This is a genomic window from Streptomyces corynorhini (assembly GCF_003346515.1).
Classification (GTDB): Bacteria; Actinomycetota; Actinomycetes; order Streptomycetales; family Streptomycetaceae; genus Streptomyces; species Streptomyces corynorhini.
Window position 1 is genome coordinate 1 of the sequence record NZ_QQNA01000248.1, and the last position, 12,900, is coordinate 12,900.

A 12,900-nucleotide genomic window follows, 5' to 3' on the forward strand; every position below is an offset into this window, starting at 1 on the left:
GGCCGTCGGAGGCGTGGATACGGCCCCCGGCCCCTGGCGCCCCTGGCGGTTCCGCATGTCGAACGACGTCTGGGGCACGCCGGTCGTCGACGGCGACCTCCTCTACGTCACCTCCTTCGAGGTGCACGCGCTGGACGTGGGCAGCGGACGACGGCAGTTCAAGACGCGCGACGTGGCGTGGGCGATGGCCGTCGCCGGGGGCCGTATCCACGCCTCCGACGGCCCGACGCTGTACGCACTCGACGGCAAGGACGGCTCGGAGCGCTGGCGGCTGCAGACGGACGCCTGGGTGTACTCCCTCAAGGTCGACCGGGGCACGGTCGTCACCGGCACGCGCGGCGGCGGCATCCAGGCGTGGGAGGCGGCGAACGGCGAGAAGCTGTGGGAGACCTCCGGCGCCCAGACGGACTTCGAGACGCCCGAGTCGGGACCCGCCGTCCACGACGGCACGGTGTACGCGTGGAAGGACGCCAGACTGCTGGCGCTGGACGCGCGCACGGGCGCCGAGCGCTGGTCGTACCCCGTGGGCGACGCGGCGTCCTGCGGCGGAGTCCCCGTTCGGGTGAGTCCGGCCGCCGACGGCCAGCTGTACGTCTCGGCCGGGCCGCGCGTGCTGTCCGTCGACATCGCGAGCGGCCATGTGCGCTGGCACTTCGAGGCGCCCGCGGTCTTCCTCTCACCGCCCGCCTTCGCCCCTGGCCCCGCCGTGACGGGCGGCGGCGTCTATCTCGCCGACTACCTCGGCACGGTGTACGCGCTGGACGCCACCACCGGCAAGGACCGCTGGCGGATCGCCACCGAGTCCCGCCAGTCGATCGAGCCGGTGCTCGTCGCCGACGGCAACGTCCATGTCGGCAGCGGCAGCGCCCTCTACACGCTCGACGCGGTGACGGGCACCCCCAAGTGGCGCTTCGCGGCGGGCGGAGAGGTCGTCGGAGCCCCGGTCGTCGCGGACGGCCGGCTGCACTTCGGCTCGGCCGACCACGTGCTGTACACGCTGGACGCGAGCGGCGGCCAGCTGCGCTGGAAGCTGGCGACGGGCGGTGAGATCACCGGCTCGCCCGTGGCCCGCCGGGGTGTGGTGTACGCGTGCAGCAAGGACCGGTGCGTGTACGCGCTGGACGCGGTGAAGGGCACGGCCACCGGACGGGCGGCGGGCCGGTAGCCCCGCGGGCGGGACCCGTACGGGCGGGCCCCGTACGGGGGCCCGTACACCTGGGGTCTTCCGTCTGGATCAGGCCGGATCGGGGCGCGGTGCCGGGGCCCGCGAGCCCGGCATGATCCAGACGGAGGTCCCCAGGCCCTGTCTTCGAAGTCCCGCCTGGTCGACGGCGTCTGGCACGCGCGCTCGCCGCGTCCTAGTCCTCCTCCTCCAGCTTCGCCCACGGCCTGACCCCGAGTTTTCCGGTGGTTCCGAGATCAAGGTCGGGGGTCACCGTCACCGGGTCGGCACCGGCCTTCGCACGGACCCGCACATAGGGCACGTTCACCGCCGTACCGGCCTCGGTGGTGTTGCGCCAGACCAGGCTCGCGGTCGCCCGCTCGCCGGGCTGGAGTGTGACGGGCCGGGGCGGTTCGTCGGGCCCCGCGCCGGTGGTGATCTCGCCGCTGCCGTCGAGGATCTCGACGCCGTCGACGGGCCCGCGGTCGGCGTCCAGGAGTTCCAGCAGCGGATAGCCCTCGACGGTGTACGCGCGGGTGCCGCAGTTGTCGAGGCGCAGACCCACGACGCGCAGGCCCATGGCCGCGTCGCCGTCGTCGGCGCTGATCCGGATCCCGGAGGCGGGGCACGCGCCCGGCTCTGCCGGTGCCTCGTCGGCCGGGACCTTCGTCACGGTGAGCACCTTCGCCCCGGTCACCCGGGGTGTGGTGGGCGGCAGTTCCCCGGCCAGGACCGTGCCTCGCACCGTCTTGCCGGGGCCGACGTCGCGCACGGTCGCGGTGCGGTTGGCCATGGCCCCGCCGTCGTCGCTCGTGAAGGTGAAGACGACGGAGTAGGTCAGGGTCTCGGTGCCCTCGTTGGTGACCTCGTAGGTGGCGGAGATCCCCGAGTCCACGTCCGTGCCGAGGGTGTCGGCCGAGACGGAGCGGCCACGCGTGGCCGAGGCGGAGGGGGAGGGGGAAGGCGACGGGAGGGTCAGCGAGGTGATCCGTACGCCGTCCTTGCCCGGATCGTCGATCCGGCTGACGGACGGCGACGGTGACGAGCCCACGGCGGCGCCCCCGACGCCCCCGGCGCCCGCGTCCTGCGTCCCGCAGGCCGTGAGCAGCAGGGCGACGGCGGCGAGGACGGCCGGAAGGGACGCGGCCGGGGCAGGGGACGGGCGGCGGGGCGGGACGGGTCTGCTCATCCGGCCATCTCACCAGGGCGTCGGCCCCGCGAGCGTGACGGAGGCCATAGTTCCGGTCACAGCGGTGTCACAAGTGAGGCGTGGCGGGCGGGACTTCGAGGCCGGGGCGCTAGGGCCTCTCGTTTGGATCGTGCAGACCCCGCTCCCTCATCCGGCCTGATCCAAACGGAAGAACCTAGCCGTCCCGGCCGCGCGGCGGGCGCTGGACGACGGGCAGGGACTGGGTGTCGCCGTCGTGGGACCACTCGTCACGCGGGGGCGCGTGGGGCGCGTGGGGTTCGGGTGGATACGGTTCCTGGCCGTACGGGTTCTGGCCGTACTGGCTCTGGCCGTACTGGCTCTGGCCGTGCGGGTTCTGACCGTACGGATCAGGGCCGCCGTACGCGTCGGGCCCCAACTGCCCCTCGGAGCGCGGGTCGTCCCCGTATCCGTAGCCGTACGGCTCCCGCGCGGGCGCGTAACCGTACGGCTGATCCCCGTGACCGGGGTCGCCGTCCCGGCCGTCGGGGTACGCGGCCGACGGCGGTACGCGGCGGCGCCGTCCGCTCATCGTCAGCGCGGCCAGCAGCAGCACGAGGCCGCCACCGAGGGCGTACGCCACGCCGACGCCGAGCCCGGAACCGTCACCCGCGAGCGTCAGACTGCCCGTCGACTGGCCCTGGCGCACCATCCACAGGACGGTGAAGCCGAGCACCACCAGCCCGGCGAGCGCCACCAGCGCCCGCGAGCGCGCGGCCAGCCCGATCAGGGTGAGCAGAGCGGCGAAGGCGAAAGGCAGCAGCAGCGACAAGAGGACGCCCGACCCGGTGTCGGAGACGCCGTGGAACAGGTCGGTGATCCGGTAGTCGCGCCCGAGTCTCCCGTCGTACCAGCCGCGGAACGGGCTGAGGACAGCGGCGGCGGCTCCGGCGAGAGCCAGGAGCGAACCGATGACGTTGCGGACCATCGTCGGCCTCCCTGAGCGGTACGGAATCCTGCTCCAGGTGCCGACGCTACGCCGGGTCACCGGCGTACGCCATGCGGCACCGGTGACGGGGGAGCACGCTGGTAGGTTGACGCGCGCGATTGACAGGTTCATGGATGACCAGATCCATGGACGCGTACGGGGGAACGGAACGCTGTGACACGTCAGACATTTCGGCGACTCAAAATCACGGCCGTGCTGGTCACGGTGGTACTGGCGCTGACGGGCTTCTCGTCGTCGGGCAAGTCCAGGTCCAGGGGATCGAGCCACGGCGGCAGTGGCAGCAGCAGCGGCAGCGGTGGCGGAAGCGGCTGCTCCAGTCCTGAGAGAGGCAACGGTTCGTCCTCCTCCTCCTCCTCGGGATCGGGCACCGGCACGCGCCACGACACGCACGACGACCGGGACTCCTCGGCCGGCGGTTCGACGTCCGGCGGCGCCACGTCGGAGGCGGACGGCGCGCGGGCGCGGGTCGTCACCTGCGTGAGCGGGGCGCGCGGCAAGCGGAAGGCCGTCACGTACGCGACGGTACGGGTGGCGGCGGAGCGTGCGTCCACGGAGGCGACCTACGACATCGACGTGACGTTCACGGACGCCGCGGGCTCGTACGTCGACTTCGGCGACGCGGAAGTCACCCTGGACGGCGGCGAGACCCGCACGGTCCGGGTGCCGATGGACCGGCCCCGGGAGGTGGCCCGCGTACGGCGGTGCGAGGTGGCGGCGACGGTCGCGGGCTGAGCCCGTCCGAGCCCGTCCGAGCCCGTCCGAGCCCGACGGACCCCGGCCGAGCCCGTCCGAGCCCCACGGAGCCCGTCCGAGCCCGGCCACGGGTTCGACCGGGCCTGATCGGACCCGCGGACATGCGGACACGGGAACGGGAAGGGCCGGGCCCGGCCCTTCCCGTTCCCGTCCGGTGACTCAGGTGAGGTGCGTGTCCTGCGGGGTGGCGGTCAGGTGGGTGTCCTGCGGGGTCACGGTGATGTGGATGTCGCCCGTGGTGTGGGTGTCGTCCGCGAGGGCCGGTGACACCGCTCCGGCGGCTGCGGCGGCCACCATGGCCGTAGTGATCAGGACGCGCTTGGCGAGGGTCATGTCATACCTTTCCGGCGAGACTCAATGAGCGGGAGGGGGCTGGCTGCGGCCGAGAGGGTCCGGACATGCCACGACCGCGGCGGCTCCCCCTCCGCGCCGCCGCGGTCGTCGTCCCCCGTCAAGAGGATCTTCAGTTGGTCCTAGGCAGGATCCCCGGTGATGTGCGCGTCGTCGGTGGTGTCCTCCGACCCGCCGGTGATGTGCGCGTCCTGCGGCTTGACCGTGGTCTCGGTGCCGCCGGTGATGTGCGCGTCCTGCGGCTTGACGACGGTGTCCTTGGTCTTCTCGGCCATGGTCGTGGCTCCCTTGAGTTGCTTGGTGCGATGGGGCGATGAGGCCCGTCCGGCGGTTCCCCCGGTCGACTGCCGGACGGGCTACTCAGGGCCGCTCACCCTAGGGACACGGCCTGACATCGATCCGTCTGCCCCCCGACGCAACGGATCGACGAGGACGACAATGCCGTGGCGCGCTAAACGAATGATGAACGCCCAGACCAGAGCCCGGATCCGGGCCGTGCCTCGGCCCTCGGACGGGCCGTCGGGCGGGCCGTCGGGCGGGCCCTCGGGCAGGGGCTCAGATAGGGACGAGAGGCCCTAGGCCGCGGCCACCGACGACAGCAGGGTGTGGACCTGCGCCGCCTCCGGCGAGCCCAGCGCCTCGTACGTGGCGAGCGCGTCGCGCCAGCAGACCTGGGCGCGGCCCGGCTGGCCGATGCTGTTCAGGGCTTGCCCCAGCGTCATCAGGACGTTGGCGCGGCGCCAGTCGCCGCCGATGCCCCGCAGTACGGTCAGCGCCATCTCGGCGTTCGAGGCGGCCTGCGCCGAACGGCGGGCCAGCAGGTCGATCTCGGCCAGCCGGTACAGCGCCATGCCCTCCCACAGCCGCTGCCGGCTGTCCCTGAAGGTCTCCAGGGCCTCCGTGAACCGGCCGTTGGCGTCCGCGAGATGGCCGTTCTGGGTGAGGGCCACGCCCAGCGCGTAGCGCGCGTTGGCGCCGCGCAGGGTGTTGCCCGTGCGGTCGTAGATCTCGATGCCCCGCTGGGCGAGGGTGATCGCGCTCGCCGTGCGGCCCAGGCTGAGCCGGGTGCGCGAGAGGTTGCAGAGCGCGGACGCCTCGCCTGCCTCGTCCTCCCCGGCGCGGAAGTCCTCCAGCGCCTGGGTCAGATGGCGCTCGCCGTCCGTGAACCGGTTCTGGTAGTGGGCGAGCACGCCCCGGTGGTTCGAGGCCCACGCCTTCGTCAGCAGGTCGTGGGTGCGGTTCGCGAGCGCCAGGGCCTGCTCCGCCTCCCGCTCCGCCTCGTCGAACTGCCCCGCGACACGGTGGGAGATGCACAGGCTGATCAGCGCGCGCCCCTCGGCCCACGGGTCGCCGCACGCGCGCGCCACGGTCAGCACCCCGGCCGCCGTCGCCTCGTACTCCTTGGAGTTGGCGCCCGACTCGCTCAGGTCCAGCGACGCCCACAGCAGGTCCACCGCCCGGCGCAGCGTGCCGGGACCGGCCGTCTGGTGCACGCAGGCCAGCAGGCAGTTGGCCTCGGTGTAGAGCCAGTCCTCCCCGTCGTGCCGGTCGGTGAACGGCAGCCCCGGGTACGACGTCGGCTCCAGCCGTTCCACCAGCCGGTCGCCCGGCCGCTCCAGCGCGTACACGTTCGCCGCCGTCGCCAGGTAGAAGTCCAGCAGCCGGGAGAGCGCCGCGTCCCGCTCGGAGGCGGGCTGTTCGTCACGCTCCGCGCAGGCACGCGCGTAGAGCCGCACGAGGTCGTGGTAGCGGTAGCGGCCAGGAGCGGCGGATTCCAGCAGTGAGGTGTCCACGAGGGACTCCAGCAGGTCCTCGGCGTCCCTGACCGGCAGGTCGAGGAGTGCCGCCGCGGCCGCGAGGGAGATGTCCGGGCCGTCGGCGAGGCCGAGCAGCCGGAAGGCGCGGGCCTGGGCCGGTTCGAGGGCGCCGTAGCCGAGTTCGAAGGTCGCCTTGACGGCGAGGTCGCCCGCCTGCAGCTCGTCGAGTCTGCGCCGCTCGTCCGCGAGCTTCGCGGCGAGTACGGAGACGGTCCAGGTACGGCGGGCGGCGAGCCGGGACCCGGCGATGCGGATCGCCAGCGGCAGGAAGCCGCACGCGGCGACCACGTCGAGCGCCGCCTCGCGCTCGGAACCGACGCGCTCCCGGCCGACGATGCGGGTGAACAGCTGGAGGGCCTCCTCCGGGGACATCACGTCCAGGTCGACCAGATGCGCGCCCGCCAGGTCGACCATCCGGCCCCGGCTGGTCACCAGCGCCGCGCAGCCCGCCGTGCCCGGCAGCAGCGGGCGCAGCTGGGCGGCGTCCCTGGCGTTGTCCAGCAGCACCAGAACCCGCCGGCCGGCCAGCGTGGAGCGGTAGAGCGCGGAGCGGTCCTCGACCGCGTCGGGGATCGCGGTGGCGGGCAGCCCCAGCGCCCGCAGGAAGGAGGCCAGTACGGTCTCCGGCTCGGCGGCGCGGGTGCCCGCGCCCTGGAGGTCCACGTACAGCTGTCCGTCGGGGAAGTGCTCGCTGGCCGCGTGCGCGACGTGGACGGCGAGGGTCGTCTTGCCGACGCCGCCGATCCCGGCGAGCGCCGAGACCGCCATCACCGATCCCTCGGCGGTGGCCAGCCGGTCGCCCAGCTCCCGTACGAAGGAGACGCGGCCGGTGAAGTCCGGCACGGTCGCCGGGAGTTGGGCGGGCCGCAGGACGGCGTGCGCGGGGGCGGGATCCTCCTTGGGCCGGGCCAGTTCGGTGTCGGCCCGCAGGATGCGCTCCTGGAGCCGCGACAGCTCGGGGCTGGGGTCGACACCCAGCTCGTCGGCGAGCAGCCGACGGGTGTCGGTGTACACGGCGAGGGCCTCGGCCTGCCGGCCGCTGCGGTAGAGGGCGAGCATCAGCAGCTCCCGCAGCCGCTCGCGCAGTGGGTGATCGGCGGTCAGCGAGGTCAGCTCGGAGACGGCCTCCGCATGGCAGCCGACCTCCAGGTCCATGTCAAGTCGCGCTTCCGTGAGCTGGAGCCGCCATTCCTCCAGCCGGGCGCGCTGCGTCTCGGCGTACGGGCCGGGCACGGAGGCCAGCGCCTCGCCGTCCCACAGGTCGAGCGACTGGTTGATCAGCGTCCTGGCCTGGGAGTTGTCCCCGGCAGCCCGCGCCCGGTCGGCGTTCCCCGCCAGCTCCTCCGCCACGTTCAGGTCGAGGGCCTCGCGCATGGTCCGCAGGGCGTAGCCGCCCGACTCGCTGATCAGCACACCGGGGTTGAGTACTTTGCGCAGCCGTGAGGCGTACGTCCGCACGGCGGCCAGCGCCTGCGAAGGCGGCTCGTCGCCCCACAGCGCGTCGATCAGCTCGCCCGCGGTGGCCGTGCGCCCGTGGCGCAGCAGCAGGGCCGCCAGCAGCGCGCGCTGCTGCGGCGATCCGGACGACAGTGTCTCCTCGCCACGCCAGGCGCGCACGGGGCCGAGCACGCTGAAGCGCAGCTCGTCGCGTTCGTCCGTCGGGGCCGCAGCCCGTTGCTCCGGCACCCGAGGCCCGCCGTCCCGTTCCATAGCTCCCCCTGCCCCCGCTCATGCCGGTATCGCCTCCGACAGTCTGCCTTGTCGTCGCCCATGAGTCAGCAGTGAGTCGAGGTCTGCACACGGCCGCGACAGGATCGAGACGCCATGTGGCTGAAGGGGTATCAGTTGCGGGTGGGGGCAGAGGAGTGGATCACGCGACGAGCGTGGTGGGTTCGTGCGGGGTCCGTGGGTTTTGTGCTGATGGTGAGGGATGCGCGGGGGGTGCGCGGGCGGCCCCGGGGTGTGCGGACGGGCAGAGGGGGCGCGTGGGGGCCCGCCCGGGGCGGGCCCCTCGCTCACTCCCCGAGGAACACCGGGTTGGTGAAGGCCGCCAGGGCTCCCGGGAGGGGCGGCGCGGTGGGGGTGTGGCGCACTTCGGCCCGTACGTAGGTGGCGTAGGAGGCGGTGGTGTGCCACTCGGCCGTCCCGGTCCCCGTGTCGGGGAGCGCGACCGTGTGCGGGGTGCCCTGGTCGGTGACGAAGTGGGCGGTGCCGCCGGGGACTCCGGTCACGTCGAGCCGTACGGTGACCGGGGCGTCGCGGGAGACGCGCAGCCGCTCGCCGATGCCCGCGTGCGCGCCCCTGCCTCCGGTGGCGGCGAAGGAGAGGGAGACCCGCGCGGACTCGGCGACATAGCTGCGGCCCGCGCGCAGTCCGGCGAGGACGGCCTCGCGGCTGAGGTCGTCGGCCAGCACCACGGTCTGCGGCGTGCCGATCGCGTCGGGGTCGCGGTGGGCGTCGCTGCTGCCCATCGCCGGGGTCCACCGGCCCCCCGAACGGGCCGCCGCGACCAGCAGGTTGTCCCACTCGGCGAGGGAGACCTCGTCGTCGGGCGTGTACGGGCCGTTCCAGACCTCCGGGACGGCCGGGCGTTCGTAGGTGTAGGCGACGTGTATCTCGTTGACGCCTGAGGGCACTTCGACGGGCAGATGGACGAAATCGGGCGCGCCGGGCGGCAGCGTGCCGCGCACGGTCCTGGTGCTGGTCCGGCCGCCGGTGCCGGTGCCGGTGCCGGTGTCTGTGTCTGTGTCTGTGCCTGTGCCGGTGTCTGTCGTGCCCTCGGCGCCTGCCGCGCCACGGCGGGGGCGCCCCACCGGCCCCTACCTGTGAGTAACCGCGAGTTGTACGGTGACAGCCGCTCCACCGACGCCGACGACGGAGGCTCCACCCATGCGGATCGCGACCACCATCTTCCTCACCGACGAGACGATCACGCCCGTACGGCTCGCCCGCGAGCTGGAGGAGCGCGGCTTCTCCGGGCTCTACCTTCCCGAGCACACCCACATACCCGTCGAGCGGACCAGCCCGTACCCGGCCGGTGGCGAGCTGCCGCGCGAGTACAGCCGTACGCTCGACCCCTTCGTCGCCCTCGGCCAGGCCGCCGCCGTGACCGAACGGCTCGGGCTCGGCACCGGCATCACGCTCGTCGCCCAGCACGACCCGATCGATCTGGCCAAGCAGGTCGCCACCCTCGACCATCTCTCCGGCGGGCGCTTCACCCTCGGTGTCGGCTTCGGCTGGAACAAGGAGGAGGCCGCCGACCACGGAGTGGAGTGGGCGTCGCGGCGCGCGCTCACCCAGGAGCGGCTGGCGCTGATGCGGGCGCTGTGGGCGGGCGAACCGACCGCGTTCAAGGGGGAGTTCGGTGCGGTACGGGCCAGCAACGCGTACCCGAAGCCGGTACGGGGCGAGCCGCGCGTCCTCATCGGCGGCGCGGCGGGGCCGAAGCTCTTCGCCGGGATCGCCGAGGGCGCGGACGGCTGGCTGCCGATCGGCGGCCGGGGACTCACCGAGGCGCTCCCGGCGCTGCGCGCGGCCTGGACGGCGGCGGGCCGGGACCCGGCCGGTCCGCAGGTCGTGCCGTACGCGGTGGTGCCGAGCGAGGGGAAGCTGGCGCACTACGCGGAGCTGGGCATCAAGGAGGTCGTGCTGCAGCTCCCGCCGGCGGGCGAGGCGGAGGTGCTGCGGACGCTGGACGCCTACGCGCCGTTCGTCTGAGGCGCGCGGGGGCGCGGAGCCGTCTGGGGCGGGGCGCGGGAGCCGTCCCCGGGAGCCGCGGAGCTGTCGGGGACGCGCCGCGAACGGCCTCCCGGGGACGCGCGCGAACGGTCTCCCGCCTCTCCCGACGGGAGCGCCCGGGGTTCCGTGCGGGAGCGCCCGGGGTTCCGTGCGGAAGCCTCCGCGGTTCCCTACGGAAGCCCCCGCCGTTCCCGACGGGAGACCTCCCCGCCGTTCCCGACGGGATTCCCCTCTCATTCCTGACCGGAGAGAGAGCTTTGCCACCCCCCTGCGCGCCCCCGCGAGCCCCGCACGCGCTCGTATGCTCGATTCATGACGAATCAGCAGCCCGGAGGGCCCACCGCCAACTCCATGCGCCGCGCTCTCAAGCGGGCCCGTGACGGTGTCGCCCTCGATGTCGCCGAGGCCGCCGTACTCCTCCAGGCACGCGGCGACGACCTCGGCGATCTCGCCGCGTCCGCCGCACGGGTCCGGGACGCGGGGCTGGCGGCGGCGGGCCGGCCGGGGATCATCACGTATTCCCGCAAGGTCTTCATCCCACTGACCCGGCTGTGCCGGGACAAGTGCCACTACTGCACCTTCGTCACCGTGCCCGGCAAGCTGCGCCGGGCCGGGCACTCGATGTTCCTCTCGCCGGACGAGGTGCTGGACATCGCCCGCAAGGGCGCCGAAATGGGCTGCAAGGAGGCGCTGTTCACACTCGGCGACCGGCCCGAGGACCGCTGGCCCGAGGCGCGCGAGTGGCTGGAGGCCGAGGGGTACGACGACACCCTGGCGTACGTACGGGCCATGGCGATCCGGGTGCTGGAGGAGACCGGGCTGCTGCCCCACCTCAACCCGGGCGTGATGTCCTGGACCGACCTCCAGCGGCTCAAGCCGGTCGCGCCGAGCATGGGCATGATGCTGGAGACCACCGCCGTGCGCCTCTGGTCCGAGCCCGGCGGCCCGCACCACGGATCGCCCGACAAGGAGCCCGCCGTCCGGCTGCGGGTGCTGGAGGACGCGGGCCGCTCCAACGTCCCGTTCACCACCGGGGTGCTGATCGGCATCGGCGAGTCGTACGAGGAGCGCGCCGACGCCCTCTTCGAACTGCGGCGCGTGCAGCGGGCGTACCACGGCCTCCAGGAGGTCATCGTCCAGAACTTCCGCGCCAAGCCGGACACCGCGATGCGCGGCATGCCGGACGCGGAGCTGGAGGAGCTGGCCGCCGCCATCGCCGTGACCCGGCACGTCCTCGGCCCGTCAGCCCGGATCCAGGCGCCGCCCAACCTGGCCGACGCCGAGTACGCGCTGCTCATCGGCGCGGGCATCGACGACTGGGGCGGGGTCTCGCCGCTCACCCCCGACCACGTCAACCCCGAGCGCCCCTGGCCGCACATCGACGAACTGGCCGCCAGGACCGCCGAATCCGGCTTCACCCTGCGCGAACGGCTCACCATCTACCCGGAGTTCATCCAGCGCGGCGAGCCCTGGCTCGACCCCCGGCTGGTGCCGCACGTACGGGCCCTGGCCGACCCGGAGACCGGGCTGGCCCGGGAGGACGTACGGCCCGCCGGACTGCCCTGGCAGGAGCCCGACGAGGGGTTCACCGCCACCGGCCGTACGGACCTGCACCGCACGATCGACACCGAGGGCCGCACCGGGGACAGGCGCGACGACTTCGACGTGGTGTACGGCGACTGGGAGGCGCTGCGCGAGGCGGCGGCCCCCGGCATGGTGCCCTCCCGGATCGACACCGACGTACGGGGGGCCCTCGGCCAGGCCGCCGACGACCCGACGAAGCTCACCGACGACCAGGCCCTGGCCCTGCTCCACGCCGAAGGCCCGGCGCTCGACGCGCTCACCCGGATCGCCGACGAACTGCGCCGGGACATGGTCGGCGACGACGTCACGTACATCGTCACGCGCAACATCAACTTCACCAACGTCTGCTACACCGGCTGCCGCTTCTGCGCCTTCGCCCAGCGCCGCACGGACGCCGACGCGTACACCCTCTCGCTGAGCCAGGTCGCCGACCGCGCCGAGCAGGCGTGGGAGGTGGGCGCCACCGAGGTCTGCATGCAGGGCGGCATCCACCCGGACCTGCCCGGCACGGCGTACTTCGACATCGCGCGCGCGGTGAAGGAGCGCGTGCCCGGCATGCACGTGCACGCCTTCTCCCCGATGGAGGTCGTCAACGGCGCCTCGCGCACGGGCCTGTCGATCCGCGAGTGGCTGACCGCCGCCAAGGAGGCCGGGCTCGACTCGATCCCCGGCACGGCGGCGGAGATCCTGGACGACGAGGTCCGCTGGATCCTCACCAAGGGCAAACTGCCCACGGCCACCTGGATCGAGGTCGTCAAGACCGCCCACGAACTGGGCATCCGCTCCAGCTCCACGATGATGTACGGCCATGTCGACCAGCCGCGCCACTGGCTCGGCCACTTCCGCACGCTCTCCCGCATCCAGCAGGAGACCGGCGGCTTCACCGAGTTCGTCACGCTCCCCTTCATCCACACCAATGCCCCCGTCTACCTCGCCGGTATCGCCCGCCCCGGTCCGACCGACCGCGACAACCGCGCGGTGATGGCCATGGCCCGGCTCCTCCTCCACCCCCACATCCCGAACATCCAGACGAGCTGGGTCAAGCTGGGCACGGAAGGCGCCGCCGAGATGCTCCGCTCGGGCGCGAACGACCTGGGCGGCACGCTGATGGAGGAGACCATCTCCCGCATGGCCGGGTCGAGTTACGGCTCGTACCGCTCCGTCAAGGACCTGATCGCCATCGCCGACACGGCCGGCCGCCCGGCCAGAGCGCGCACCACGCTGTACGGGGAGGTCCCGGCGGAGCGGGTGCGCGCGGCGGCGGCCTCGGACGGGCACCTGCCGGAGCTGCTGCCGGTGCTGAGCAACGAGGGCTGACGCCGCGCGCACCCGCTCCGCC

9 protein-coding genes and 1 pseudogene are annotated in these 12,900 nt (G+C 73.4%); 4 read left to right on the forward strand and 6 right to left on the reverse strand.

The genetic code is table 11. The features are described 5' to 3' along the window. Positions 1–1,165 (forward strand): outer membrane protein assembly factor BamB family protein (locus tag DVH02_RS26995; protein ID WP_147286136.1); only part of this gene is annotated, 1,165 nt, incomplete at its 5' end. A 193-nt stretch (positions 1,166–1,358) separates the two neighbouring features. Here DVH02_RS26995 and DVH02_RS27000 read toward each other — a convergent pair. Then, on the reverse strand, positions 1,359–2,351 hold the full coding sequence (locus DVH02_RS27000) for a DUF4232 domain-containing protein (RefSeq protein WP_114626469.1): 993 nt from the start codon (positions 2,349–2,351) through the stop codon (positions 1,359–1,361). Positions 2,352–2,526: 175 nt separating this feature from the next. Next, positions 2,527–3,297: a hypothetical protein gene (locus DVH02_RS36465; protein WP_233518486.1), complete on the reverse strand. Its 771-nt coding sequence runs from the start codon at positions 3,295–3,297 to the stop codon at positions 2,527–2,529. A gap of 213 nt (positions 3,298–3,510) precedes the next feature. Between DVH02_RS36465 and DVH02_RS27010 the strand changes: the two genes are divergently transcribed. Continuing rightward, a complete protein-coding gene (locus tag DVH02_RS27010) occupies positions 3,511–4,050 on the forward strand; it encodes a hypothetical protein (protein WP_233518487.1) in 540 nt (179 codons plus the stop codon). A gap of 180 nt (positions 4,051–4,230) precedes the next feature. On the opposite strand, the gene DVH02_RS35295 is transcribed toward DVH02_RS27010, so the two are convergent. From DVH02_RS35295 to DVH02_RS27020, 4 genes and pseudogenes are all read right to left on the reverse strand, one after another. Next, positions 4,231–4,404 carry a hypothetical protein gene (locus DVH02_RS35295; protein WP_158575945.1) on the reverse strand — a complete coding sequence of 58 codons (174 nt, stop codon included), beginning with the start codon at positions 4,402–4,404 and terminating at the stop codon, positions 4,231–4,233. A gap of 140 nt (positions 4,405–4,544) precedes the next feature. Further along, a complete protein-coding gene (locus tag DVH02_RS35705; protein WP_199566428.1) occupies positions 4,545–4,697 on the reverse strand; it encodes a hypothetical protein in 153 nt (50 codons plus the stop codon). A 300-nt stretch (positions 4,698–4,997) separates the two neighbouring features. Continuing rightward, positions 4,998–7,949, reverse strand: a complete 2,952-nt coding sequence (locus tag DVH02_RS27015) for an AfsR/SARP family transcriptional regulator (RefSeq protein ID WP_114626471.1) — start codon at positions 7,947–7,949, stop codon at positions 4,998–5,000. 305 nt (positions 7,950–8,254) lie between these two features. After that, positions 8,255–8,815 (reverse strand): annotated as a pseudogene (locus tag DVH02_RS27020) (CehA/McbA family metallohydrolase); the annotation flags it as partial. A 313-nt stretch (positions 8,816–9,128) separates the two neighbouring features. Here DVH02_RS27020 and DVH02_RS27025 point away from each other — a divergent pair. Next, a complete protein-coding gene (locus DVH02_RS27025) occupies positions 9,129–9,956 on the forward strand; it encodes an LLM class F420-dependent oxidoreductase (protein WP_114626472.1) in 828 nt (275 codons plus the stop codon). A gap of 333 nt (positions 9,957–10,289) precedes the next feature. Continuing rightward, positions 10,290–12,878: a bifunctional FO biosynthesis protein CofGH gene (locus DVH02_RS27030; protein WP_114626473.1), complete on the forward strand. Its 2,589-nt coding sequence runs from the start codon at positions 10,290–10,292 to the stop codon at positions 12,876–12,878. Positions 12,879–12,900: the final 22 nt, after the last annotated feature.

Coding starts and splice junctions, on each gene's coding strand:
- DVH02_RS27000 (WP_114626469.1), bottom strand. CDS start 2,351: ATGAGCAGACCCGTCCCGCCCCGCCGCCCGTCCCCTGCCCCGGCCGCG.
- DVH02_RS36465 (WP_233518486.1), bottom strand. CDS start 3,297: ATGGTCCGCAACGTCATCGGTTCGCTCCTGGCTCTCGCCGGAGCCGCC.
- DVH02_RS35295 (WP_158575945.1), bottom strand. CDS start 4,404: ATGACCCTCGCCAAGCGCGTCCTGATCACTACGGCCATGGTGGCCGCC.
- DVH02_RS35705 (WP_199566428.1), bottom strand. CDS start 4,697: ATGGCCGAGAAGACCAAGGACACCGTCGTCAAGCCGCAGGACGCGCAC.
- DVH02_RS27015 (WP_114626471.1), bottom strand. CDS start 7,949: ATGGAACGGGACGGCGGGCCTCGGGTGCCGGAGCAACGGGCTGCGGCC.
- DVH02_RS27025 (WP_114626472.1), top strand. CDS start 9,129: ATGCGGATCGCGACCACCATCTTCCTCACCGACGAGACGATCACGCCC.
- DVH02_RS27030 (WP_114626473.1), top strand. CDS start 10,290: ATGACGAATCAGCAGCCCGGAGGGCCCACCGCCAACTCCATGCGCCGC.